The following is a 25907-nucleotide window of genomic DNA, read 5'->3' on the forward strand; positions in this document are numbered from 1 at the left end:
CTCATAACAAAATTACTAAATGCACCCATCTATAAGTTTGACGTAGTTTGGCGCATCTTCATACAGAATTGGTATTAGAGCAACTTGATACAGAAGCCGAGATCCAAGTCACCGACACCGGTCAAGGAATTAGCCACGATTTTTTACCTTATGTGTTTGATAAATTCCGTCAAGCAGATAGCAAGACTACTAGAAAATTTGGTGGATTGGGCATGGGGCTAGCAATTGTCAAACATCTGGTAGAGTTGCATGGTGGTCAAGTTTGGGCAGAAAGCCCTGGTGAAGGACAAGGTAGTACCTTTACTGTCAAACTACCATTAATGACAATGCAGACTGAAACAAATACAAACATTAAACAGCTTGATAATCAGCTAAATTTAAGTGGTATCCGAGTCTTAGTAGTAGATGATGATGTTGATTCTAAAGAATTAGCTGATTTTATACTTCAAGAGTATGGCGCAGAAGTAATAGCTGTAGGTTCGCCGTTTGAAGCTATTTCAACTTTGATAGATTTTCAGCCGGATGTATTAGTGTTAGATATTGGAATGCCCAATATAGATGGCTACATGCTGCTGGAACAAATTAGAAGTTTGTCACCACAAGGAGAACAAATTCCAGCGATCGCATTGACAGCTTATGCCGGAAAATTGGATAAGCAACAAGCAATCTCAGCAGGATTTCAAGCACACTTATCCAAGCCAGTAGACATTGCCCAGTTAGTAAAAGTTATTGCCGAACTTGTAAATCCAACCTTATAGCTTTTCCTAAACCTGCGCTAAATTTCTTAATTTATTATATCTTGGCGTACTTGGCGCTCTTGGCAGTTCGTCCTTTATTTTTTACACTATAAGCGTATCTTCATACAGAATTGGTATTAACTGAACCGTATCGATTTATATCTGAAAATTTAGCCCTACATTTTGTACCTCATTTACTTACAAACTGCTGTATCTTTACCCCTTAAATAAGAGAGTCAGCTATTTCCTGAAGTTTTTTCTTCAACTTCTCCCTTTTATAATCAAGCTGAAAATAATTAATTGCATTCAGGAATGGTTGCTTAACATCATTAATATAAGCTGACATAACATCATTATATTGATGATTTTTATATCCCAATAAATAATCAATTACTTCCCGATCTTCAACACCACATAAGTTATGCATTAATTGATTACGCAGGTCATCTTCTGTATTTCTATAAGAGTCACAATACCATAATAATAACGGCCACTTGACAAAACTTTTATCTATATTGTTTAACCAGGCAATTAGAGCAAAGTTTTTATTGCTAATATCAAAATCTTTATCTGTATTAAATCTAAATCTATCAACCGGAAACTTTAATTTTTGTAAAATCAATTTTTTCTCATCAATACTTTGATAACTAAGCGATTGCTTTAAAAATAAACCACGGGGAATCCATTCTAATAAATCAGAAACTTTTTGAGCGCTACCGTTTACAATCACAGTTTCATTAATCATTGCAACTTGTGATAAAATAGCCACCTTTAAAAATGTTTCTTGAGCAGCCGCCAGAAGAGTAATCCCTTGGAGATAATTTCTTTGATTGAAGAAAAAGCTAATAAGGTCAAGAGTATCAACAATGCGCTGGGTAGCTTGGGGAATGGCAAAATCTTGGCTGCTATCTGTTAAAGGACTATGAAGATTAAAAAAATCAACAATCTTCTCTAAGTTAGCTATAGCAGTTTTGTCTATTCTTTCTATGTCTTCTAATATTTTGAGTGCAGCACCAGGCAAGCCTCCGATAATTAGCTGCTTTGCTTTTTGAATCTGCATCCCGCGCCGATAATTAGAGCTTTCAATAGCTTCTGATTTAGATTTCTGCTGATAGTTTTCATCAAAATATTCATTACTAACTAAAAACTTAACTTTCGGAAATCTACCTAAGCTAACAAATTGTACAGCTGAAGATATAGCAGGAGTTCCAGCTTGATGGCTAATATAAACAGGTTTTAGTGGATTAAAGTCTAACTTACAGAATGCTTCCTCTACTAAATAGAGGGTTTCATTCCAATTATCTATACCTTTATCGGCATTTTTTGGTGTGAGATGTAAAAATTCTAATTGACAGTCAAACTTTTCTTTGAGATACCACTCTAATAAAGGTCTAAGCGTACAAGTGTCTTGCCAATAAGGACATTTTTCGTAAAGAATTTGGTCTTGATTAAATATTTCGCTTTGGTCTGTCAGCAAGATTATAATTCTTTCCGGCTTGATATTGTTATCTAAAAAAGATTGAGAATAAGTATCAAAAAGTGGAAATTCTAAATCTGAACCATATTTATCTAGTTTATTAGCATAGACTAAACCTAAAACTCTAGCAGGTAATGTATACCCAGCCTCTTTATTATAAGGATCTTTCTGAGTAAGTGAAGCAAATTCTGTACATTCCAAATCGTATCTAACTTCACTATATAAACTTCCCCAGTTTTTATCATGTTTGAGAATTACATCACTATTCCCTGTTGTGACAATCCAAATAGTCATAATTTACTCTCCCCAAAGTTTGGTAAAGTCGCTGGTTGCTAAGAAAGTTAAAAATTCTTGTGTTTTCTCATCTTTTTTATCAGGGAAAATAGTGAGTAACTCTACAAACTCTCTTCCTTTGCGTTTCATCTCTCCTTCTTTATTTTTGATATAGCGCGGGTACATTCGATGCCAAATTCTCCCAATTTGACTCATTTTACCTGTGAGGCTTGAGCCTTTAATTGATTTGCTTCCTTGGTAATTCCCGTGAAACCATCTCACAGCTAAACTATCATCTTCATCTTGGGCAATGCGTCCCCAGACTTGGACTTTTTGCGGATGGAATGATTCACGCCAAGAAGTTAATTTATTAGTTGGAGTTTTTTCTTTTAATTTCAACCAGTTATTTACAGTTTTATGAATATCATTCAGGATATTAGTGATGTGACTGAGGCTATTTACAGGGAAGTAGTATTGATTTGATTGCTTGGGGAATTCCCAATGGCAGCCTATCATAGGTTTACCATTTAAATAGTCTGGAAAAAATATATCATGGTTAATGCGTCGCCACGATTTACCAAAGCCACCAAGTAGCATCGCAAATCTTAAAATTTGGGTTGCTAAGGTTTTTAATTCTTTTTTATATTCTTTTGAGATATCACCCATGCTGAGAATATTTAAAGTTCCCGCATTTAATTCATAAATAGGCATGGTTACATTTCCATACCGATATAAATCCATCTCTAAATCAATAGGATTAAAAGCAATTCCTAACTGGCCGACAACAGCACCATTTTTCCCTGCAAATCCTCCCCAGAGTTCTCTTGTTAATTCTTCGGCTGTGATTTCATCGGTAACGCCACTGAATAACCGCAGGGTATGACCGCGTAAAGCAGCTTTAAAAATATTGGGACGAAATTCGCCAGTTTTATCAATTAATTGTGAGGCTAATCCTTTTCCACGCAGATTAACGCTGACTAATTTGGTTTCTAGGTGATTTATCGGTTGTCCGTAACCTGCACTAACTCTAGAACCAATACCTCGTTCTATGGCTTTATCCCAAATACTCCAGATAGTCTCCCATTCACTAAGTTCAATTTTTGCAGTGCTGGAAATGCCGAATATTAAGGTAGGTTGATACAGAGATATTTGAATAAATGCTGAGTGGCTACCGTGATTTTTAATTTGCCAATCTTGTTGGGGATGGACTACATCAATTAATTGTTCTTCAGCCCAAGTTTCATCTTTGGGATAACCGCCATGAAAGCGAAGAATTCCCGGTATGGTATCGTTACTAGTTAGTTTTCCGCCGCAATATCTGGCAGCTTGTTCTGAAGTACAAGCACGTAAAAAAGCGCCTTTCATGCTTGCGCCTGGGTAAAATGGAAATCCTTTTGCGGCGATGACTGGTCGAGTTATATCTTCGTCTTGTCCGCTATTAGAAACAAAGCGCCAAGTTATTTTATATTCTTTTGTTTTAACATTGGTGTTAAATTTGGGAGGGTCTATTGCAGCACCTTCTACCCATTCATCAACCCATCTCTCAGATTGTTTGGGATTTCCGATATATTGAATTTGGCCGCGTCCTGAGATTTGTGCTTGAAACATTAACGGGACTTCATTACTATTCGTCATCGCCAACTCCTGCTTTTTTATAACGCTGAGTCCACCAAACTAAGCTGTCACAGAATTGAGTGAGAACAGCTAAACAAATTCGTTGGTCTTCAATGGGAAGTTGCCATAATTTGGCAGCGATTTCTTGAATTTTTGAAGTTTCTTTACTGCTAACGTCTTCTTCGGGTAGCTTAATTCCTGCCTGTTGCATGATTTTGGTAAAGCTTTTCCAGGTATCGCGCCAATATTGGCCTTTGGGTGGTTCTTTGTCTAAAAGTCTTAATTGTTCTCCCCAAAATCTCTCTAAGCCATAAGCTACGGTTATCCGCATTTTGTGAGATTGACCAATGACACCTTTTTGGTCGCGGTGTTTGAGGATTAAACGTTGTGCTTCTTGGTCTAAGTCGTATGATTTCCAAGTCATAAGTTTACTAATTCGTAGTTCGTAATTCGTAATTCGTAATTGAAGAGAAGATTTGTAGTAGCGCAGCAAGCCTAAAATATTGGGTTCCAACAATCTAGAAAATCCACCAATAAAAAAATATTCTCTGATGATTCAACCCAACAAATTAAGCTTGCTGCGCTACTACGATTTTTGTATTAGATTTAGACTCCATTTAGGGTTAAACTACAGTGACCGAAGCCGATTGATTCTAAGCCACCAAGGTAAATATCTGTGTTTTGTGTATCATTTAAGGGTTTCCATTGTTTACCTGATTTATCATCTTTGATGGCGATGGGAAAGACTAAAATTGTTCCTTCGGGTAAGGCTTCGGTGTTGAAGAAGCCGCCACCATCTACTACTTTTTGGTCGGGTTTTAAGCGCACGCGACTTTGACGATATAATGCCATGTCATGAATCATGGAAATATCACTATCGTCTACTATGACTGCTGGTTTTTCTTTTCCAGATGGGAACCAAGGGGATAAGTCTATGGTTTTAGTGATGGTTAAAAAACCTAAGTTGAAAAATAAGGTTTTTTTACCTTGCGATTCTCGCGCTTTTAAATTTTTGGAACCTGTGTAAGGGTCTGGTATTTCTATTTCTTTGAGAGATTTACCGTTAATTTTGATAGTGTCGCCGGCTATTCTTTGGTAGCGTTGGAGTAAGCGCCGACTAGTTACCCAGACGATTGGTTGACCGGGACAAAAGACTGGTAGCCAAAGAATTGAAGCGTATTCAAATTTGATGATTGACTCGTTATTAATTTCTGATTGTTCTGAACCTGCTTCGTTACCATACCAATAATTTGCTGCTTGTTCTCCATCTATCAAGCGCATTTCTGAACGCAGGCGACCGCGAATTGAACTACCGGGAAGAATACCTGTTTGGGTAAATTGGTCACGAAAGATGAGGTTTAAGTTACCGCTTTCTTCTCCGGCTGTAGCACCAACGTGCAAAGGTGCTAAGGTTTCAATGATTCCATAAGCTTTTTTGTACATTTTAGGCGACTCCTTTTATTTCTGTTGGCAAACATAGACCGCATCCTACATGTTTTAGGCTGTAACCTTCTTTGGGAAACCATGCTTCATCCCATTCGCACCAAGGTTTGTTTAAAGGTTCTGCAAGTACATAAACACTACCAGCCGGAACTGCATAACGTCCCCTTCCTAAGTTACCTTTGGCGCGGTAACGGTAGGGTATTGGTTTATCTGTTAGCATTTCTAGGGTTTCAGGAAAGGTTTCGTGTTGAGGATGGCGGTAAGATAAGCGATTTGAACCCCAGGTTGCTGGTGTAATTAAGGCGAAGGTGCGTTTGATTGGCTGATTTAATAGGTTTAAAAATATTGGATTTGTGATTTCTTCACATTCTATTTCCACAAGGTGATTTTCACCGCCGAAGCGATACCAGCCGTTTTCTATAGGATAGGTTGAGAGATAAACTAAACAACTATCGTCTGACATTTGGACGGAGTTTTCTAGAAATAGTCCATCGGAGTTTTCTACACTACGTTCTGTTGTTTTAATTTTGGGATGGAGAAAGGATATATATTTCCAAGGATTATCAGCAACAGATTGATTAGATTTCAAGGTTTGGGGTGCAATTCCCCATGAGTTTATCGATTGCCAACGATAATCTGGTTCTAGTTTTTCAGTTTTATTTTCTAAGTGCCATTGATTATCTTTTAATGCCCATTCATCTACTGCTTTTTTGGCAATGATTTTATTCCAGGGTATGGGAATATAAAAGTTTTGCTTGTCTTTGAGTTTTGCCCAAAAGGGGCCGGCTACAAATAGGTTAGCACTCAATTCATTTTTAGGAAACTTTTCGGTAATTTTGTTGATGCTAAACATTAAGCCTGATAGGGTTGCGGCTTCTGGAGGGAATTTAGCGCCGGAACGACCAACTAAGTTTTCTGGTGAGAGAAATGCACCTGCGCTTCCATACATTAATCCTAATGGGTTGATGGTGATTAAGTATTTAAACATAAGTGGAGTGGCGATTAGGTTTTTTAGGGTGGGTTATTTGGTAACGTGCCATTATTGAGGGTTGGATGCGTTACGCTGTCGCTAACGCATCCTACGTTGAGGGTTTTTTTTAGAAGAAAATCGAACCGCAGACGACGCAGAGGGCACGGAGAAATAAGAATATTAGTAGGTTTGGTTGAGGTTTTTGATATCTAATTTATACATTTTTATTTTTATTGGATTTTTTATTATTTAATTACTTAAATGCCAGCCTACTTTGATTAAGTTACTTATCCAGTCAATTGTGGCTTTGCTTCTTTCGTAATTATCATCTTCTTCACTAAAACCTACGAGATGTTTAGCACGGTCATAATTTAGTAGTTGTTGTCCTTCACCGGGAAAGTAAATATCGAAGAATTGAATGGCGAATTTTTCGACAAAGGTCTTTTTGTCAAGATTAAATGCACGTCGTGATTCTAGTTGTGCTAAATCTTGATAGATATGACTCCAGTTTGATTTTTTCTCTCTGTCTTGATATTTGGTCAAGATGTTTAAATAATCCCAAGGACAAGTCCATTGCACATATTGACCACTGTTAAAAACAATTCTAATGGTGACTCGTCCACGCCCTGATGATTTAGCTAGCTTTTCTGCTTCACGACAATGTTGTAATATATCCCTTTGGGGAACGCTTGTACCTGCCCAAACAAATCCAACGCTTAAGCCTATTTTTTGAGCGTGTTTTTCCCAGGTTTGGGGTAGGGTAATTAACCATGCAAAAGCTTGCTTTGCTGTAATCGGTTCTTGGTCTTTTTCTCGATAAATTACGCCTAAAAAATCGTCTCCACCTGCATAAACTATTCGACCCATTTCTTGAGGGAAGTCTCTGGTAAAGTCTTTACCCCAGTTACGCATGGCTTGGCTAAAGTTTTGAAGTTCTTCATCTCCGTTTTTTAATTTGGCTAATTCCTTTAGGTGTTCTCCTACTTTGTCGCCATCTCCCATAAACCAACCTGTCCAGCGTCCTTTACCTTGCTCATTTTTGGCTTCGGGGCCTCGATAAATTTCACTGAAGCTTTCTAGTTTAGACATGCCTAATTGGTTGGCAATTTCTGGTAGGGTGACTAAACGTTTGACTAATTCTGGTATGCTTAATTTTTCATTGAGTGCAAAAAATTTTCCCTCTGGTTCTCCATCTGGGGAACGATTTTCTAATACGCAAGCGAGGCGTTTATAGAAGGTTTTGATTTCATCTTTTTCTATTGTCCACTGGCGATTTTTAGGATTTCTCGCTTCTCCACCTAATCCGGGGAAGGCTATTCCATCGGTTCCTGTTAAACTCGAACTCTCTCCAATCCAGTTGACTGCTGTCCATCCACGGGAGAGTTTGCGCGTTTCTAAGTCTTCCATTGCTGCTTGTATGCTGTCACCTTCTCCCCAAAATATCTCCCAGGCGTGGTTTCCCCAGTTTGTCCATTCTCTTTCCCAGTAATAGGTATAGTTTGGTAGTTTCCACTCTATCCATGTGCGACATTGATGTAACATTTCTTTCCATGCTGATAATAGAGTTTTTTCTACCTGTGGTTTGGAAAATTCTCCTTTTATCAGGATGCGATTTGGCATTCCTTTTTGCAGGTTGGCGCGGGCTGGGGAAATGACTGTTGTAGTTTTTTCTGCTTCTTGTACTAGCTGCTGGCTGAGGTAGGAGAGAATCAGAGATGCACCATACAAGTCTCGGAGTTTACGGGATTTCTCGATAAATCCTTGGACGGGAGCAAAGGTTATGGCTGTATATTTGGTCACGTTTGCTTGTGTCACTGGTTGCAGTCTTGCTTAAATTACTGTAAAAATTTGAGTTTTTATTCAGTAGTTATACTTTGTAATAATTTTTGATTCTGCGATCGCACTTCCCAGTTAAATAGGTAGGCGTAGTAAGATCAAACCTCACCCTCAATCCCTCTCCTTAGTAAGGAGAGGGAAGCCGGAGGCAGAGTGAGGTATTTAATTTGACCTGCTATACATCTTCTCGGAAAATTTGATGATGTAAATACCTTTTCATGCGAATGACGAAATTTAAGTTATTTAAAAAGGCGATCGCATTTCGTGGTTACATAGACAAAGCCTTAGCGATCGCATTTCGTGGTTACATAGACAAAGCCTTAGCGATCGCAATTCGTGGTTACATAGACAAAGCTTTAGCGATCGCAATTCGTGGTTACATAGACAAAGCTTTAGCGATCGCAATTCGTGGTTACATAGACAAAGCACTGCGATCGCATTTCGTGGTTATATAGACAAAGCCTTAGCGATGTCTACGACGGGCTACGCCTACGCAAATTGCAGTTACGATGGCTAAACCTGCCTGGGCAGTAGACTTTTATATCTTCTCGGAAAATTTGAGGAGATAAATACCTTTTCATGTAAGATGATTTTTGTCACGCACAGGCACGGAGACGCAGAGAGGATAAGGAGTTTTAGATGTTCATCGACACACCTCGCCGAATCGCTGAAACCCTATATTTTTCGTTGATGTGTGTCGATGCCTTACAGGACAAGGGTTTGAGGTGTGTGTTTTACTTAATTTCGTACAAGATATACAATCTTTTTCAGAGGTGTGTCGATTTGGTGGCTGAAAGCCTTACGGGGCAGAGCCTCCTGGACGAACTCTTTACCGATTGCTTTAAATCGGAATTAATGGAAACTTCAGATGCATATCTTTCATCGCCTTTTTTTGTCTTTACCGATTGCTTTAAATCGGAATTAATGGAAACACAAAAGAAGCACCGCCGATTACCAAAACTTTAGAACTTTACCGATTGCTTTAAATCGGAATTAATGGAAACTTAACAGTGGTTGCAGCAGAGAGAAGAAGCACCCGATGCTTTACCGATTGCTTTAAATCGGAATTAATGGAAACACATTACTACTATTTTCTTAGTAGCAGTATCTTCTACCCTTTACCGATTGCTTTAAATCGGAATTAATGGAAACCCTTGTGTTACTCGTAGACCAGCACGAAATTCTTTAACTTTACCGATTGCTTTAAATCGGAATTAATGGAAACCTACCATCCCGAGATTTTAGGTTGACGTAGGTATAAGTCGTCTTTACCGATTGCTCTAAATCGGAATTAATGGAAACTTTGTTGATGTTCCCGTCTGACTGTGCAGATGGGCTTTACCGATTGCTCTAAATCGGAATTAATGGAAACTATTCCATCCATTTACATAAGTTTGGACAGTTATAGCGATACCTTTACCGATTTCTCTAAATCGGAATTAATGGAAACGAATTGTACACCGTAGTTTCTGTACACATGTTTACGTACTTTACCGATTGCTCTAAATCGGAATTAATGGAAACGTGGCTACCCAGTTTGGGATGTGGACTATTGCCCCCTTTACCGATCGCTCTGAATCGGAATTAACGGAAACTTTATAGAGCATTGCACCAAAAAAATCCCCGACTTTTCTAGAAAGCCGGGGATTTTATTTTTCTCAACCGTTTATTGCATTAGAATCTGACGGATTAAAATACTCATCACTTCGTCAGGATTGCCGGTTGGTAATAATGGACTCCAATCGCCGATGCTAGCGTAGCCAATGACTTGCAGATAGTGAATTGTGCTGCTAACCGCTTTTGAAGAACCAATTAATAGATGTTTAATCGGTTCTCTTTTGGGTAATGGATTTTGAGCAGGTTGATTAAAGGCAGGTATATTTAAGTTTTCGCCATCCAAGTACTGTTGCAGTTCGGATTGGGTGAAATCTTGATTTTGTACAAACTTTTCGAGTTGTGTCATCATTGTAATTATCTCCCAGAATGGGGGTTTAGGGAAAGGCGATCGCAGATTCTTGGCAGAGGGCGATCGCCTTTCTTATTCCTATACTAAAGTATAAAATTATACTTGTAAAGTACTTTGATGAAAGTTATAAGCATTTATTAGTAATTTTTTCAATAATTTTATCGAAACTTCATATTTTGGTTAAATTTAATCAGCAAAATCCGCAATTACTTATTGCAAAGCAGCTTTGACTTTCTCAAAAGCAGCTTTGACTTTCTCATTTTGGTGTTTTCCGCAAGTAAAATAAGCTTTTACTTACTCAAAAGCTGCTTTTGCTTTCTCATTTTGGTGTTTTCCGCAAGTAAAAAAAGCTTTTACTTACTCAAAAGCTGCTTTTGCTTTCTCATTTTGGTGTTTTCCGCAAGTAAAACAAGTTTTGACTTTCTCCAAAGCTGCTTTTGCTTTCTCAAAATGGCATTTGGCTTTTTGATTTCGGTAGATTCAATAAACTGATTTAGGTTTGGCGATGTCTACGACGGGCTACGCCTACGCAAATTGCGGTTACATAGACAAAGTTGTGGCGATGTCTACGACGGGCTACGCCTACGCAAATTGCGGTTACAATAGCTAAACCTGCCTGGGCAGTGACTTTTATATCTTCTCGGAAAATTTAAAGAGATAAATACCTTTTTATGTATGAGATTTATGTCACGCACAGGCACACAGACGTAAAGAGGATGAGGAGTTTTAGATGTTCATCGACACACCTCGCCGAATCGCTGAAACCCTATATTTTTCGTTGAGGTGTGTCGATGCCTTACAGGACAAGGGTTTGAGTAATGTGTTTTACTTAATTTCGCACAAGATATATAATATTATTCAGAGGTGTGTCGATTTGGCGACTGAAAGCCTTACGGGGCAAAGCCTCCTGGACGAACTCTTTACCGATTGCTCTAAATCGGAATGAATGGAAACATTAAGATAAAGACTATTAGTTGTCTTTTTTGACTTTACCGATTGCTCTAAATCGGAATGAATGGAAACCTGAACCGTATAGCCCTCTGTTTCATTGACCACCAGCGTTTTCTTTACCGATTGCTCTAAATCGGAATGAATGGAAACCGCATTAGATTTTTACGGACATTTTTGAGGCGATAATCGCCTTTACCGATTGCTCTAAATCGGAATTAATGGAAACTTTTTCTGTTCTTTGGCTACAAAAATTTGCAGCCACACCTTTACCGATTGCTCTAAATCGGAATTAATGGAAACGCTTTTAAGCCGGGGTAAATTGCTTCCATCGATGCCTTTACCGATCGCTCTAAATCGGAATTAGTGGAAACAAAAAACAAAATTCCAGTTACACTTACCAAAGCAACCTTGAATTACGAATGACGAATTATTTCGTCATTCGCTTAAAAACTCTAGACAACAAACAAAAAACAGCTAAAAGTTAAAGTAGAAAAAACTTTAACCTGTAACTGCTGATGATTTGTCACTTCCTCATCGGTATCCCCGGTAGCGGGAAATCTACCTTCGCCGCAGAACTCGCCAAACTGGGGAATTATCGCATCGTCTCTACAGACGCAATTCGCCAGCAACTCTACGGCGATGCAAATATTCAAGGTGAGTGGAATCAGGTTGAAGAAAAAGTTATCTCGGAAATTGTGAATGCCTTAACTCAAGGTGATTCCATCATTTATGATGCAACTAACGCCAAGCGGGGATGGCGGATGGATTTACTCAGTAAGCTGAAATCTTCTCTGGCTGTTTTTCCTCTGTGGATGGCGTGGTATTTGCAAACTCCCGTTGCAATTTGCAAATTATGGAACCAAGAACGGGTTCGTCAAGTTCCAGATTTTGTAATTGAAAATATGCACAAATCTCTCCAAGACTTTCCGCCAATAGCTGCGGAGGGATTTGCAACTGTCACAAAAATCGATGTCACCTCGCCGAAGTTCGACTTTCAACAAATTGCAACCCAAATTCAACAGCTTTCGCGTACCCTTACCAACCGCGCTAACCGCAATCGCCACATTACAATACATTCTTACAGTCAGTTGTTGGATTTTGAACGGCTGATGTATTTAATTTCTCTAATTGTTCGTTATCCGGGAATTGGTAATTTGCAAACTACTCATGGGAGTTTGGTAGAAAGCATTTTTGGTAACATTCCTGAGTTTGCCAATAGCTTAGAAGAAATTACCGCTTTCATGGGTAAATTGTGCGGTCAAATTTACGCCAATGAAAATGCGATCGCTTCTGATTTAAACTGGTTACAACAAAATTCTCTGATTGGGGTTAATACTATTAATGGTAGGAGGAGACGCGATGAATCGCCGTCTCTACAAGGGGATGAATCATTGTTTTTACAATCGGATTTTGTAACTCATGCTTATTCTGACTTTGACTGCTTTGAGAGATTGATAGAAATCATTCGGTTGATTCTCCATCACCCATTTTTGCAAGATACAGGAAAGGGAAGTTTACAAACTCTGATGTCTGCACTCAGAGAAAATGGGATTATTGATGGCGATGGACTAAATACAGTCCGCAAGGATATAGAAAAGGTTCTCAAGCCTTATAAAATATTGCCAGAATTTCCCCTCAGAGATGGCTACTTTGCGGGGACAGCGATTTTGTCAGCTTTAGAGTTAACCAAAGTGTTTGATGTTCTCCAGTCTCAGGCGAAAAGTCTTGATGACCCCGTAGCGTTGGAGATTTATGAAACATTTGCTACCCGAATGGCAAAAAGTAAGTTGGGGGTAAGTAATGTGTATCCGGTAAGGAGCATTGCTAATCGCAGTATGATAGATTCAGAGTTTTTACCGAGTGATGCTCTTTCTAAGAATTTACAGCAATTAGAAGAAGCGATCGCTAAAGGACAATTACTGGAATTAAACCGCTTTGCTGGCGGCGGTAAATTTGCACTCGATGAGGAAGGGTTTTTTTTGGCATTTCCTTTGCAAATCGTTTTTTGTAACCAAGCATGGTATTTAGGTTTTGAGTGCGAAGGTGGAAAGTATGCGGGACTCTTCCGGTTTGAACGTTTAGATAGATTATTTATTGGTAAACCCCAAACCAGATTCCGTTCTCTGGTAGAACAAGAAAAGTCATTACAGAAATTACAAAAACTCTCATCTGCTAGTGCGGGGATTTTTTTAGGTTATAGTGCGATTGACCAGCGTCAGTTTCTCAGCCGCGATAAGCAAGAGCATTCACAAGCTTGTGTGACAGTAGAATTGTGGTTTAATGATTTTATCTTCCGATTTATTAGTGAAGGAACTAAAAGGTTTTCTGCCAGACAAATGAAGATGTCTGCACCTGTGAAAGGCGGAAGGCTAATGTTACCCAAGTCAATTTTCTGCTTAAAGAAGACCACAGATAAAGACTTTCCAAATCGTTTTCGGGTGATATTGCCTAAATGGTCTTTAGGTGATGTAGAGTTTCTGCGGTGGATTGTTGGCTTTGGTGGTAATGTGAAGGTAGCGCAACCAGAAGCCTTGATGGTTAAGGTTAAGGGAATTGGTGATGCGATCGTTCGGGTTTATGAGTAGTAATAACAATTACAAAATTCCAATATTTTAGTAGGTTTTGAACATTTGTAGGTTGGGTTAAGGAACGAAACCCAACAAAGCCTCGGAGATGTTGGGTTTCGTTCCTTAACCCAACCTACGAAATTTAAGCTTTTTGAGCAAAACCTACAGAGTACTGCCACTGGGGTAGGCTTTCTTGGGGACTTCCAAATAAAAAAAATATTCCAAAACTGACGCAAAAATCCTCTTACAGCAGTTTTCAAGTAAATAGCTGTAATCTCTCCTCTTTCTTTGTTCTCTGCGTCTCTGTGGTTCGTTTTTTGGAATAATATTATCCCTTAGAAATCCCTTGCTGCACAGTTTCCATTAATTCCACCAAAAAGAAGCGACAACTCTTGATATTCCAAAAGCCACTGTAAAAACTATCAAAATGTTTCCATTAATTCCGCTTCTCTGAAGAGAAGCGACAGTTTACCGTTATCGAGGAATATCTGAGTTTTAATTGTTTCCATTAATTCCACTTCTCCGAAGAGAAGCGACATATTGGGCGAGTGTTTGGACAGAACGCTATAAGTCTAAAGTTTCCATTAATTCCACTTCTCCGAAGAGAAGCGACCCCTCTTATTTAAACCCTTACCCAGCTTAATGTCCAGATGCCATTTGCGACGGGGTATACAGTTACAGCAAAATTCAATCAAAATACATACCCATGAAAACCCTGAAACCTTTAAGCATAAAGACATCGGCGGGGTATACGAGAGAATAAGCATTTACAACTTTTGCCAACCCCGCCGCAGAGAAAGTAAAAAAGCATTAAAAATTCGTCATTCATATAAAAACCCTAGCTTCAACCCATAATGTTGCTGTTGCTACAAACTTACGGTTGAATTCGGATGTAGTTTTGCGTAATACCAATTCTTTATGAAGATGCACAGAATATTAAACGAACCGCCAAGTACGCCAAGAATAGAGAGTTACTCATTTAGTGCAGCTTCACATTAAATTAGTATAAGTCTTATATCTATAAGTTAAATGGGCGATACTGGATTTGAACCAGTGACCCCATCCGTGTGAAGGATGTGCGCTACCACTGTGCTAATCGCCCAAGATTGTTTATATTATCATAACTAACCTAGATTTACGCTTACAAAAATACATTTTCTGCCAGCCTCAATTATTCATAAATTATTCGGGTTAATTCCCTTCTGTTGTAATCTAGCTAAAAGTTCCTGAAGCTGTTGTTGTGTTTGCTCTAGTTCTTGCTGTTGCTTAACTGTTACTTCTTCTGGCGTTGAATATCTATTACCACTTTCGTCATACCAATACAACCATTCTCGTGTGATTCTTTGGTAAGTTCCCCGCTCACGTCCAATACCTAAACCAATTTCCGGCATCCAGACTTTATCGCCTGATTGTAAAATATATTCACCATTAACTAAACGATAAACTTCTAAACGCTGACGCTTACGACGTAAGCGAGTTGGTGCATAAATCACATAATACAAAATGCCTAATTGGGCATAATCTACTTTCTTTTGTTCGTATTCAAAATTGTAAGTTTGGGAAACAATTTCTAACGATAAGATTGGGGAAATACCATCTTCTTCCCAAAGTACATAACTAGAACGCCCATTTTCTCCAACAAAACGTTCTACACCCAAACTTAAAAACCCATCGGGGACAATCGCAGGTTTATTGGCTGTATAATAAATTCCCATGTTTATCCCAAAAAACCAATCATCACGAGCTTGCCAAATAGCAGCTAATATTGCTAACAACAAGTTGGGAATTAATATTTGCAATTCGTTATCCACAGGAATTTCATCAGAATCTGGCAATTCTGCTGATGAAGGTAAGCACTCTAATGGGTTGTAGTTGAACATAAGCAGTTCTCAATCCCAATTGATAAATTTAAGTACTTAGACATAATGAAATATACAATAAAATCCTAGTTTGTAGTCAGCGATTCATCGCTTATAGCAAGGTTGATCAGGACTAAAGTCCTTACTACAAACTTTAATTTATTTACGCCTAGCTACTAAGACCTTTTTTCCGTATGACTTCAGTGTATCTCTGGCTGCACATCATAGCCAGTGACTTAGTTACCTTTATTACTTTCTGTAATTCCTTGACTTAAATAACTCACTGATTCAATATTGGTAATATCTTAGACAACTTGCTACGTATCTAGACTATGAGTGCAGGAGTCACTGAAAATCCATTTCTTTAGTTTATCTAAAGTCGCATCTAAGTTCTCAAATTACCTTTCTAAGATAGAAGCAGCAACCATAAATTGCCATACACGATTAAAACCCAATTTACAGCTAGTGGCTGCGGAGAAGATAAAAATGACTAAAGCGCCAGAATCCTTAAACTCGTCTACGAATGAAATTACAGATAGAGCTTTAGATCGTGATTGTACAACCTTATCCCGTCACGTTTTACAGCAACTTCAGAGTTTTTCCGCAGATGCACAAGATTTAAGTGCGCTGATGAATCGCATCGCCTTGGCAGGTAAACTAGTTGCACGCCGCATGAGTCGCGCTGGTTTAATGGAAGGCGTTCTCGGTTTTACTGGCGAAGTTAATGTCCAAGGAGAATCCGTCAAAAAGATGGATGTCTACGCCAATGAGGTATTTATCTCAGTGTTTAAGCAAAGCGGCTTAGTTTGTCGCCTCGCTTCTGAGGAAATGGAAAATCCTTATTATATCCCCGAAAATTGCCCCATTGGTCGCTATACCTTGCTGTATGACCCAATTGATGGCTCATCCAACACAGATAATAATCTCAGTTTGGGTTCCATTTTCGCCATTCGCCAACAAGAAGGAAATGATAGCGATGGCAAAGCAACCGATCTTCTCACCAATGGACGGAAGCAACTCGCTGCCGGATACATCTTGTATGGGCCTAGCACAATGCTGGTTTATACTATAGGTAAGGGCGTTCATTCCTTTGTCCTCGATCCCAGCTTAGGAGAATTTATTCTCACAGAAGAAAATATTCGGATTCCTAACCACGGTTCCGTTTATAGCGTAAATGAGGGTAACTTCTGGCAGTGGGAAGAATCGATTCGAGAATACATCCGCTACGTTCATCGCACAGAAGGCTACAGCGCTCGTTATAGCGGCGCAATGGTGAGCGATATCCATCGAATTTTGGTTCAAGGCGGTGTATTTCTCTACCCAGGTACAATTCAAAACCCTGAAGGTAAATTGCGTTTGCTTTATGAAACCGCTCCTCTCGCCTTTTTGATTGAGCAAGCAGGCGGCCGTGCTACTACAGGATTGGTAAATATCTTAGATGTAGTGCCGAAAAAACTGCATCAGCGCACACCTTTAATTATTGGTAGCAAAGAAGATGTAGCAAAGGTGGAGTCTTTTATTCAGAACGGACACTAGATAATTCGTAATTCGTAATTCGTAATTCGTAATTACTGTTACATAAGGGTTTTAGACGTTTTATTTCTGTGGTGCTGTACTCTCATCTGCCATTAATTAAACGTTAATCATGGTGATTTAGGATTGGGGATGCAAAATAGCGCTTTTTGAAGATCAATTAAGGATTATCTCAGCTGGCCGATGCAATAAGTGATTGGCAACGCCACAATTCAAAAGTAAGCATAAATGCGTTTTGCCAACTTTACTTAGAAACATCACTATACAGGAGTGAAAAAACTACCTATGTCTACCAATCATCTACTAGAAATTAAGCAATACGGTCAAAGTATCTGGATGGATAATTTGACCCGTGACATTATTCAATCAGGTGAACTCAAAGAGATGGTTGAAAATCAAGGTATATCTGGGATTACTTCTAACCCAGCTATCTTTGAAAAAGCGATCGCAGGTAATGTCATTTATGATGCCGATATAGAAGCCGGAGTTCGTGCTGGCTTACCGATAGATAAAATTTACGAATCCCTAGTTTTTGCAGATATCCGTAATGCTTGTGATATTTTACGCCCAGTTTATGAAGCCTCGAATAGACTAGATGGTTATGTGAGTATTGAAGTACCGCCAACTATCGCCCATGATACTGAAGCAACAATAACCGAAGCTCGGCGCTATTTCCAAGAAATTGGTCGGGAAAATCTGATGATTAAAATTCCCGGTACAGAACCTGGTTTACCAGCAGTAGAGCAGGTAATATCCGAAGGGATGAATGTTAATATTACCTTGCTATTTTCTGTAGAAAGCTACGTAAACACAGCATGGGCTTATGTTCGGGGCTTAGAAAAACGGTTAGCTGAAGGTAAAGACATCAGTCGAATTGCTTCAGTCGCTAGCTTCTTCCTCAGCCGGATCGATAGCAACATTGATGCCAAAATAGATGCTAAGTTGAAAAAAGGCGTTGATGATATTTCAGTGGAAGCAAAGCTAAAAGCTGTGAAAGGGAAAGTAGCGATCGCTAACGCTAAGATAGCTTACCAAGAATACAAGAAAATCATTAGAAGTGAGCGTTGGCAAGAGTTGGCAGCAAAAGGAGCCACAGTACAACGGCTACTTTGGGCTAGTACCAGCACCAAAGACCCCAACTACAACGACGTGATGTATATCGAAGAGTTAGTTGGCCAAGATACCGTTAACACCGTACCACCAGCGACCATTAAAGCTTGTGCCGATCATTGTAACGTGAGCGATCGCTTAGAAACAGATGTAGATAAAGCTTACACTCTGATCGAAAACCTCAAAGATCCCGACATCAACATCGAACTTGATGCCGTCATGGATGAACTATTAGATGAAGGTATCGACAAGTTCATCCAGCCCTTCCAGTCCTTGATGAACTCTTTAGAAGACAAGATCAAGGTATTGTCACCAGTGTAGGGAACAGAAAAGGGGAAAAGGTTAAAGGGTAAAGGGTAAAGATATAGTTCTTCCCCTTTCCCCCTTCCCCTTTCCCCCTTTCCCTTTCCCCAATCCTAGTACCCAATCTAAAATCCAAAACCCAAAATTGTTATGGTTAGTCTGCTAGAAAATCCCTTGCGCGTTGGCCTGCAACAACAAGGGATGGCTGAACCCCAAATTATAGTTATCTTTGGCGCTTCTGGCGATCTCACCTGGCGCAAATTAGTGCCAGCCCTTTATAAATTGCGGCGAGAACGGCGCATTCCCCCAGAAACTACCATTGTTGGCGTAGCAAGAAGAGAATGGAGCCATGAATACTTCCGCGAACAAATGCAGAAGGGCATGGCAGAGGCACATCCTGATGTGGATTTAGGGGAACTATGGCAAGACTTCTCTCAAGGTCTGTTTTACAGCCCTGGAGATATAGACAACCCCGAAGGTTATCAGAAACTAAAAACCTTACTGAGTGAATTAGACGAAAAACGGGGCACGCGAGGGAATCGCATGTTCTACCTCTCCGTTGCCCCCTCATTCTTTCCCGAAGCAATTAAGCAGCTAGGAAGCGGCGGGATGCTAGAAGATCCCTACAAACATCGTCTAGTAATTGAAAAACCCTTTGGTCGGGACTTGGCTTCTGCTCAAAGTCTTAACCAAGTAGTACAGAAATATTGCAAAGAAAACCAAGTATACCGGATTGACCATTACTTGGGTAAAGAAACAGTCCAAAATTTGTTGGTGTTTCGCTTTGCCAATGCGATTTTTGAACCCTTGTGGAATCGTCAATTTGTTGACCACGTGCAAATTACCGTAGCAGAAACCGTAGGCGTAGAAGACCGGGCTGGTTACTATGAAAGCGCTGGCGCACTGCGGGATATGTTGCAAAATCACCTCATGCAACTTTACTGCTTAACGGCGATGGAAGCGCCAAACGCAATGGATGCCGACAGCATCCGTACAGAAAAAGTGAAGATACTCAGAGCTACTCGTTTAGCTGATGTTCACAATCTGTCGCGGTCAGCAGTGCGTGGTCAATACAGTGCCGGCTGGATGAAGGGTGAAGCAGTGCCAGGGTATCGGACAGAACCAGGTGTTAACCCCAACTCCACCACACCCACTTATGTAGCGATGAAGTTTTTGGTGGATAACTGGCGCTGGAAAGGTGTTCCTTTCTACTTGCGTACCGGAAAGCGGATGCCGAAAAAAGTCAGTGAGATTGCCATTCACTTCCGCGAAGTTCCATCTCGGATGTTCCAATCTGCTGCCCAACAGACAAACGCCAATATTTTAACGATGCGGATTCAACCAAATGAAGGTATTTCCCTGCGTTTTGATGTCAAAATGCCAGGAGCAGAATTCCGCACCCGTTCCGTTGATATGGACTTTAGTTATGGTTCCTTTGGCATCCAAGCAACATCCGATGCCTACGATCGCTTATTCCTTGATTGTATGATGGGCGATCAAACATTATTCACACGGGCAGACGAAGTAGAAGCAGCTTGGCAGGTAGTAACACCAGCCCTTTCCGTTTGGGATGCACCCACCGATCCAAATACTATTCCCCAGTACGAAGCCGGTACTTGGGAACCAGAACAAGCAGAACTCTTAATTAACCAAGATGGCCGTCGCTGGCGCAGACTGTAGAAAGTTAGGAGTGATGAGTTATCAGGGATAAATTGAGTAATGGGTTATAAATTATGAGTTTTTGAGTTAATAATTTCAGTTCTTCTAACTCTTAACTCCTAACTCCTAACTTTTAATTCCTAACTCCTAACTCCTAACTTTTAAATTATTCAACAAACAAAGCTGACAACTCAAAAGTATTATGGCTCCCCAAACTTCTACAATTTTTTCACTCCAGGCACCGAAAGATATTTCGCTTAACGAAATAGATGCCGAACTCAATCAAATTTGGCAAAGCTACGGCATAACTGGCGAGGACGGTGGGCTTCCTAGCGCTACTAGGGCCACAACATTTACTTTAGTGGTCTACGAACCAGAAGAAACTCAATATTTGTTGGCTGCTTTAGGATTTTACAACGGCCCAATTGATGGAATTTTAGGGCCACAGATGACAGCAGCATTGCGGGAAGTGCAAAAGAAACATGGTCTGCCAGAAACCGGAACAGCAACACCAGAAACTCTAACTGTATTACGAGAAGAATTCGCTAAAGGTCAGCGAGGCGGAGAACATTCTACTGGGTTAAGTGGTGGTAGCCCCAGAATTGCCGATGAAATCGCTCTCCGCAACCCCTGCCGCATTATTGCGCTGTTTCCCATTGCTGGCGAAGATGAAGGAGTTAAGGCTCAAGTTTCTGCCTATTGCCCCATCCAAAAGCAATCGTCAAGCACACTTATTTGCTGCGAATACATTACTCTCAGTGGAACTGCTGCTGCCTTAGAACGCATCGGTGGTATGATTCCAGCATTGTTGATTGGTGGCTTACCGAAGTTTCTCTGGTGGAAGGCAACCCCAGACCCTAACAACGGTCTATTCAAGCGCCTAGCAGCAGTCTGCAATAATGTGATTGTAGATTCTTGCAACTTTAACGACCCTGAAGGTGATTTACTCCACTTAGAAGAGTTAGTAGAAACGGGTGTACCTTTAGCTGATTTGAACTGGCGTCGCCTCGCATCATGGCAGGAATTGACAGCTGAAGCTTATGATTCACCTAACCGTCGCGCTGCCCTCAAAGAAGTTGACCGCGTTACGATTGATTACGAAAAAGGTAATCCTGCCCAAGCTTTGCTGTTTTTGGGTTGGCTGGCAAGTCGCCTGCAATGGCAACCAGTTTCTTATCAAAAGGAAAGCGGTGATTATGACATCACTCGCATCCATTTTATTGCTCAAGATCAGCGACAAGTAGAAGCCGAATTAGCAGGAGTTCCGGTTGCTGATGTGGGCGATATTATGGGCGACTTGATTGCCTTGCGCCTCAGTTCGACCAATCCCCAAGCAGACTGTGGTACAGTGATTTGTTCAGAAACTGGTGGTTGTATGCGGATGGAAACACATGGTGGTGCCCAATCTGCCGGTTTGTTTCAACAGGTGACTTCACTTTCAGAACAAAAGGCGGAAGCATTGCTAAGTCAGCAGGTACAACGCTGGGGTCGTGAGTCACTGTTTGAAGAAAGTCTGGGAGTGACAGCGAATATCTTCAAATTGGCGAATTAACAGAGATGCGATGAATAAGAGAGACGCGATGAATCGCGTCTGTACAAAAGTGGGAGTAGAGACGCGATTCATCGCGTCTGTACAGGAGTTAGGAGTTATAATTCATAACTTCTCACTCTTAACTCCTAACTTTTTTATGTCTGTAATCATTGCTGGAGAACGTAGTGGGGTGGGCAAGACAACAGTCACGCTCACCCTTTTAGCATCTTTACGTCGTCGCGATCGCTCGGTACAATCTTTCAAGGTAGGCCCAGACTACATCGATCCGATGTTTCATCAACACGTAACTGGTCTTCCTTGTCGCAATTTAGATCCAGTACTAACTTCTGAAGCCTACATTCAGCAATGTTTTGCCCGTCATAGTCAACTAAGTGAATATGCCCTAGTAGAAGGGGTAATGGGATTATTTGATGGAATTTCGTCATTAGTCATTAGTCATTTGTCATTTGCAAAAGACAAAGGACAAAGGACAAATGACAAAAGACAAATGACTGATTTTGCCAGTACAGCACATATCGCGCGGCTTTTAGATTTACCAGTGGTGTTGGTAATTGATTGCAGTCGCTTGTCTGGTTCTGTGGCTGCGATCGCTCACGGCTACCAATCTTTTGATCCAAGAATTAAAATAGCTGGGGTAGTATTAAATCGTGTGGGAAGCGATCGCCATCTTTCTCTCCTCAAAGATTCCCTAGAACCCTTACAATTACCGATTCTCGGCGTACTGCGCCGTCAAGATAACATCACAATTCCCGATCGCCATTTGGGTTTAGTTCCCACAGCAGAACTCCCCGAACTCAACGCTTTAATCGATCGCCTCGCCGATTTAGGAGATAACTGCTTCGATTGGCAACATTTATTACCTCTGTTAAAATCAGAATCTTTCCCGCATCCATCTTATCCCCCTCATCCCCCTTCCTCCATTAGAATTGCAGTAGCCCGCGATCGCGCTTTTAATTTTTACTACCAAGACAATCTCGATTTGCTGCAACAGCTTGGTGCAGAACTGGTTTTCTGGAGTCCCTTAGAAGATGCTGCAATACCAAAAGATGTACAGGGAATGTATTTTGGCGGAGGTTTCCCAGAAGTTTTTGCCCAGCAACTAGCAGAAAATACCAGCGTTCGGGATGGAGTGAAAACAGCCATTTTGAAAGGTATGCCTGCGATCGCTGAATGCGGTGGATTAATGTATTTATGCGAGCAAATTATCGATTTTGAGGGTAAATCTTGGTCAATGGCAGGAGTTTTACCAACATCTGCTGTCATGGGCGGACGTTTAACTTTGGGCTATCGTCGTGCAGTCGCTTTGCAAGACAATCTGTTAGTGAAGGCAGGAACAACCGTTTACGGACACGAGTTTCATCGTTCCCATTTAACCTTAACTCCTACTCAGCCCCTATTTGAAACTTCTCGCTACGATTGTGACGAAAATATGGGATGCGAGGGATGGGGTTTACCTGCAAATGTTCACGCCTCTTATGTGCATCTGCACTGGGGAAAAAGTAAAGAAATTCCCCAACAGTTTATCTATAAATGTCTTAAGTTTAATAATTAAAATTTATGAATTACGAATTACGAATTACGAATTACGAATTACGAATTACGAACTACGAATTACGACCTGATGCACTTATATTCATATCGTCATTCAACTTGCGAATCAGACGGGATAACTCCCGAATGATATTTACCGCAATTTCAGGGGTTTCTTCGATCGCGTCATATAATTGCTCTTGGGTCAGTTCCAAAAATTCGCAAGGTTCCAAGGTCGTTGCACTAGCAGAACGAGGTTGAGTATCAAATACTGCCATCTCACCAAAGTACTTACCTTGTTCCACCTCTGCAAGTTGTTTATTGCCGATGTGAACTTTAACCCTACCTGATACTACAATATACAGCGATCGCCCCTCTTCCCCCTGGCGAAAGATCGTGTAATTAGCTGGAAATGACAATTCGTTCATTACTGAAGTGAGCCGCACAATAAAATCATCCCGCAATTCCTTAAAAATTGGGACTCGCCGGACAAATAATAAACGGTCAACACTGGTTAGCATAATTACAACTTACAAGTCAAATATTACTGAAACTGAAGCCAGAGTGCAATTAGTCATATTAACCGATGACGATCGCTAGATGCAAAGAAGATCGCAGACTTTGACGACATCAGGGGCTTCCAAAAAATAAAACATTCCATATATAGTAATCCCAATTTGAAAAAGGATTGCGAAAGATGTAAGTACTTTCTCGTGTCCCCATCCTTCAGTCCTATAGAATTTATTCTGAATTCTGACTTCTGAATTCTGAATCCTGTTTCGATAATAATTAGTTAGAGATATTTTATTAACCATTAGATAACTCAAGCTTTACTCGTTGCCATAACATGATGTGCTAAACACTTATCCTGTAATACGTCTTCAGCTTGCAAGTTACTTATTATGGAATCTAATCACTCATTGAAGCTAAACCGCCGTCAGTTTTTGCTCCGTTCAAGTATCACAGCAGGCGGAATTATAGCCACAAACCTTGTCTCTAAATCACAAGTTTTTGCTCAAGCACCTGGCATTATCACCTCTGATAAAATGCGTCCTGCTATACCTTATGGCGTAGCTAGCGGAGATATCTGCAACGATAGCGTTATTATTTGGAGCCGTAGCGATCGCCCCGCCAAAATGATTGTAGAATATTCTACCAGCGAGTCTTTTCGGAATGTGCAGCGATTTGTAGGCCCCAATGCTCTTAAAAATAGCGACTTTACAGCACGACTTTATTTGAATAATCTACCACCAGACCAACAAATATTTTATCGGGTAATTTTTCAAGATTTAGATTATAAAAATAACAGCGCTCCTGTAAATGGTACTTTCCGAACTCCTCCCAAATTTGGGCGAGATATATTCTTTGTTTGGGGTGGCGATACTGCTGGGCAAGGATGGGGTATTAATCCTGATTTTGGTGGCATGAAAATCTACGAAACTATGCGTAAACTTAACCCCGATTTTTTCATCCACTCCGGCGATAATATTTATGCAGATGGGCCAATTCAATCAGAAGTTAAGTTAGACGATGGCACAATCTGGAAAAACATCACCACACTAGAAAAATCAAAAGTAGCAGAAACTCTTACAGAATTTCGTGGCAACTATATTTACAATTTACTGGATGAAAACATTAAGCGTTTCAATGCTGAAGTTCCCATCTTGGCACAGTGGGACGACCACGAGACAAGGAACAATTGGTATCCTGGACAAACTATTCTCAACGATGACCGCTACACAGTCAAGGATGTTAACTTGCTAGCACAAAGAGCAAGGCAAGCATTTTTAGAATATCTGCCTATTGGTTATACAAATAATCAACCAGACAAAACGAGAATTTATCGCTCCTTTAATCATGGCCCATTATTAGATATTTTCATGCTGGATGAACGCACCTATCGGGGGCCAAATAGCCCTAATAATCAGCCAGTACCAAATAAAGAAACAGAATTTGCAGGCAGAACACAAATACAATGGTTAAAAAGGCAATTACTATCATCAAAAGCAACATGGAAAGTGATTGCTAGTGATATGCCTCTAGGACTGATAGTTAGAGATGGTAGCACAGACTTTGAAGCATGGGCTAACGGAGATGGCCCAGCTTTAGGAAGAGAACTAGAACTTGCAGATTTACTCCGATTTATCAAAAATAAGAATATCCAGAATGTCGTTTGGTTAACTGCTGATGTGCATTATGCCGCAGGCCACTATTATGACCCCGCTAAAGCACAATTTAAAGACTTTAAGCCTTTTTGGGAGTTTGTCGCTGGCCCTCTAAATTCTGGCACATTTGGGCCAAACCAATTGGAAAACACTTTTGGGCCACAATTGATATTTCAAAGTCTTCCTCCAGGTACGAAAGCAAATCGGCCTCCAAGTGAAGGCTTGCAATTCTTTGGAGGAGTTAAAATTGATAAAAATACAAAAGTGATGACAGTAACACTGCGTAACTTGGCTGGGGAAACTATTTATAGTGTAGATTTACCGCCAGAAAAATGAGCAATAATACTTGAGCCTCAAGTTGT

General features: G+C 40.3%; 18 protein-coding genes and 1 tRNA gene. 9 read left to right on the forward strand and 10 right to left on the reverse strand.

Annotated features, from left to right (window positions below; genetic code table 11):
* Nucleotides 1–47 precede the first annotated feature (47 nt).
* Nucleotides 48–758 carry a response regulator gene (locus RMZ41_RS27640; RefSeq protein WP_322644081.1) on the forward strand — a complete coding sequence of 237 codons (711 nt, stop codon included), beginning with the start codon at nucleotides 48–50 and terminating at the stop codon, nucleotides 756–758.
* A gap of 202 nt (nucleotides 759–960) precedes the next feature.
* Here RMZ41_RS27640 and RMZ41_RS27645 read toward each other — a convergent pair whose 3' ends face one another.
* The 6 genes from RMZ41_RS27645 to RMZ41_RS27670 form a co-directional block, all read right to left on the reverse strand.
* Nucleotides 961–2508: a hypothetical protein gene (locus RMZ41_RS27645; RefSeq protein WP_322644082.1), complete on the reverse strand. Its 1548-nt coding sequence runs from the start codon at nucleotides 2506–2508 to the stop codon at nucleotides 961–963.
* A 3-nt stretch (nucleotides 2509–2511) separates the two neighbouring features.
* A complete protein-coding gene (locus RMZ41_RS27650) occupies nucleotides 2512–4122 on the reverse strand; it encodes a hypothetical protein (protein ID WP_322644083.1) in 1611 nt (536 codons plus the stop codon).
* On the reverse strand, nucleotides 4112–4525 hold the full coding sequence (locus RMZ41_RS27655) for a hypothetical protein (RefSeq protein ID WP_322644084.1): 414 nt from the start codon (nucleotides 4523–4525) through the stop codon (nucleotides 4112–4114). Before RMZ41_RS27655 ends, RMZ41_RS27650 begins: the two co-directional genes overlap by 11 nt.
* Before the next feature lie 182 nt (nucleotides 4526–4707).
* The gene (gene cmr4, locus RMZ41_RS27660; RefSeq protein ID WP_322644085.1) at nucleotides 4708–5544 is read right to left on the reverse strand and encodes a type III-B CRISPR module RAMP protein Cmr4; all 837 of its coding nucleotides are present in this window, start codon (nucleotides 5542–5544) and stop codon (nucleotides 4708–4710) included.
* A 1-nt stretch (nucleotide 5545) separates the two neighbouring features.
* Nucleotides 5546–6532, reverse strand: coding sequence for a CRISPR-associated protein (locus RMZ41_RS27665; protein WP_322644086.1), 987 nt, complete (start codon nucleotides 6530–6532; stop codon nucleotides 5546–5548).
* A 231-nt stretch (nucleotides 6533–6763) separates the two neighbouring features.
* Nucleotides 6764–8314 carry a Cas10/Cmr2 second palm domain-containing protein gene (locus RMZ41_RS27670; RefSeq protein WP_322644114.1) on the reverse strand — a complete coding sequence of 517 codons (1551 nt, stop codon included), beginning with the start codon at nucleotides 8312–8314 and terminating at the stop codon, nucleotides 6764–6766.
* A 260-nt stretch (nucleotides 8315–8574) separates the two neighbouring features.
* Here RMZ41_RS27670 and RMZ41_RS27675 point away from each other — a divergent pair, with 260 nt between their 5' ends.
* Entirely contained in the window at nucleotides 8575–8805 is a 231-nt protein-coding gene (locus tag RMZ41_RS27675; RefSeq protein ID WP_322734445.1) for a hypothetical protein, read from the forward strand.
* 1211 nt (nucleotides 8806–10016) lie between these two features.
* Here the strand turns inward: RMZ41_RS27675 and RMZ41_RS27680 are convergent.
* Nucleotides 10017–10316: a hypothetical protein gene (locus RMZ41_RS27680; protein WP_322644088.1), complete on the reverse strand. Its 300-nt coding sequence runs from the start codon at nucleotides 10314–10316 to the stop codon at nucleotides 10017–10019.
* Between the two features lie 1466 nt (nucleotides 10317–11782).
* Between RMZ41_RS27680 and RMZ41_RS27685 the strand changes: the two genes are divergently transcribed.
* Nucleotides 11783–13852, forward strand: a complete 2070-nt coding sequence (locus RMZ41_RS27685) for an ATP-binding protein (protein ID WP_322644089.1) — start codon at nucleotides 11783–11785, stop codon at nucleotides 13850–13852.
* Nucleotides 13853–14864: 1012 nt separating this feature from the next.
* On the opposite strand, the gene RMZ41_RS27690 is transcribed toward RMZ41_RS27685, so the two are convergent.
* Both RMZ41_RS27690 and RMZ41_RS27695 read right to left on the reverse strand, forming a co-directional pair.
* Nucleotides 14865–14936, reverse strand: a tRNA-Val gene (locus tag RMZ41_RS27690).
* Between the two features lie 73 nt (nucleotides 14937–15009).
* Nucleotides 15010–15714, reverse strand: a complete 705-nt coding sequence (locus tag RMZ41_RS27695; protein WP_322644090.1) for a Uma2 family endonuclease — start codon at nucleotides 15712–15714, stop codon at nucleotides 15010–15012.
* 465 nt (nucleotides 15715–16179) lie between these two features.
* Here RMZ41_RS27695 and fbp point away from each other — a divergent pair, with 465 nt between their 5' ends.
* From fbp to RMZ41_RS27720, 5 genes are all read left to right on the forward strand, one after another.
* Nucleotides 16180–17229 carry a class 1 fructose-bisphosphatase gene (gene fbp / locus RMZ41_RS27700; protein WP_322644091.1) on the forward strand — a complete coding sequence of 350 codons (1050 nt, stop codon included), beginning with the start codon at nucleotides 16180–16182 and terminating at the stop codon, nucleotides 17227–17229.
* A gap of 282 nt (nucleotides 17230–17511) precedes the next feature.
* Nucleotides 17512–18657 (forward strand): transaldolase, encoded by a 1146-nt coding sequence (gene tal, locus RMZ41_RS27705; protein WP_322644092.1) that lies wholly within the window; start codon nucleotides 17512–17514, stop codon nucleotides 18655–18657.
* Between the two features lie 132 nt (nucleotides 18658–18789).
* Entirely contained in the window at nucleotides 18790–20319 is a 1530-nt protein-coding gene (zwf, locus tag RMZ41_RS27710) for a glucose-6-phosphate dehydrogenase (protein WP_322644093.1), read from the forward strand.
* A gap of 181 nt (nucleotides 20320–20500) precedes the next feature.
* Nucleotides 20501–21850: a glucose-6-phosphate dehydrogenase assembly protein OpcA gene (opcA, locus tag RMZ41_RS27715; RefSeq protein ID WP_322644094.1), complete on the forward strand. Its 1350-nt coding sequence runs from the start codon at nucleotides 20501–20503 to the stop codon at nucleotides 21848–21850.
* Between the two features lie 136 nt (nucleotides 21851–21986).
* The gene (locus tag RMZ41_RS27720) at nucleotides 21987–23402 is read left to right on the forward strand and encodes a cobyrinate a,c-diamide synthase (RefSeq protein WP_322644115.1); all 1416 of its coding nucleotides are present in this window, start codon (nucleotides 21987–21989) and stop codon (nucleotides 23400–23402) included.
* Between the two features lie 52 nt (nucleotides 23403–23454).
* Here RMZ41_RS27720 and RMZ41_RS27725 read toward each other — a convergent pair whose 3' ends face one another.
* A complete protein-coding gene (locus tag RMZ41_RS27725) occupies nucleotides 23455–23901 on the reverse strand; it encodes a cyclic nucleotide-binding domain-containing protein (RefSeq protein WP_322644095.1) in 447 nt (148 codons plus the stop codon).
* Between the two features lie 381 nt (nucleotides 23902–24282).
* Here RMZ41_RS27725 and RMZ41_RS27730 point away from each other — a divergent pair, with 381 nt between their 5' ends.
* Nucleotides 24283–25881 (forward strand): alkaline phosphatase, encoded by a 1599-nt coding sequence (locus tag RMZ41_RS27730; RefSeq protein ID WP_322644096.1) that lies wholly within the window; start codon nucleotides 24283–24285, stop codon nucleotides 25879–25881.
* Nucleotides 25882–25907 lie beyond the last annotated feature (26 nt).

The organism is Nostoc sp. DedVER02, from assembly GCF_034530675.2.
Lineage (GTDB): Bacteria > Cyanobacteriota > Cyanobacteriia > Cyanobacteriales > Nostocaceae > Nostoc.

Coding starts and splice junctions, on each gene's coding strand:
- RMZ41_RS27720 (WP_322644115.1), top strand. CDS start 21,987: ATGTCTGTAATCATTGCTGGAGAACGTAGTGGGGTGGGCAAGACAACA.
- tal (WP_322644092.1), top strand. CDS start 17,512: ATGTCTACCAATCATCTACTAGAAATTAAGCAATACGGTCAAAGTATC.
- RMZ41_RS27645 (WP_322644082.1), bottom strand. CDS start 2,508: ATGACTATTTGGATTGTCACAACAGGGAATAGTGATGTAATTCTCAAA.
- RMZ41_RS27675 (WP_322734445.1), top strand. CDS start 8,575: ATGACGAAATTTAAGTTATTTAAAAAGGCGATCGCATTTCGTGGTTAC.
- opcA (WP_322644094.1), top strand. CDS start 20,501: ATGGCTCCCCAAACTTCTACAATTTTTTCACTCCAGGCACCGAAAGAT.
- RMZ41_RS27650 (WP_322644083.1), bottom strand. CDS start 4,122: ATGACGAATAGTAATGAAGTCCCGTTAATGTTTCAAGCACAAATCTCA.
- RMZ41_RS27665 (WP_322644086.1), bottom strand. CDS start 6,532: ATGTTTAAATACTTAATCACCATCAACCCATTAGGATTAATGTATGGA.
- fbp (WP_322644091.1), top strand. CDS start 16,180: ATGACTAAAGCGCCAGAATCCTTAAACTCGTCTACGAATGAAATTACA.
- RMZ41_RS27725 (WP_322644095.1), bottom strand. CDS start 23,901: ATGCTAACCAGTGTTGACCGTTTATTATTTGTCCGGCGAGTCCCAATT.
- RMZ41_RS27730 (WP_322644096.1), top strand. CDS start 24,283: ATGGAATCTAATCACTCATTGAAGCTAAACCGCCGTCAGTTTTTGCTC.
- RMZ41_RS27695 (WP_322644090.1), bottom strand. CDS start 15,714: ATGTTCAACTACAACCCATTAGAGTGCTTACCTTCATCAGCAGAATTG.
- RMZ41_RS27655 (WP_322644084.1), bottom strand. CDS start 4,525: ATGACTTGGAAATCATACGACTTAGACCAAGAAGCACAACGTTTAATC.
- cmr4 (WP_322644085.1), bottom strand. CDS start 5,544: ATGTACAAAAAAGCTTATGGAATCATTGAAACCTTAGCACCTTTGCAC.
- RMZ41_RS27680 (WP_322644088.1), bottom strand. CDS start 10,316: ATGATGACACAACTCGAAAAGTTTGTACAAAATCAAGATTTCACCCAA.
- RMZ41_RS27685 (WP_322644089.1), top strand. CDS start 11,783: ATGATTTGTCACTTCCTCATCGGTATCCCCGGTAGCGGGAAATCTACC.
- zwf (WP_322644093.1), top strand. CDS start 18,790: ATGGTTAGTCTGCTAGAAAATCCCTTGCGCGTTGGCCTGCAACAACAA.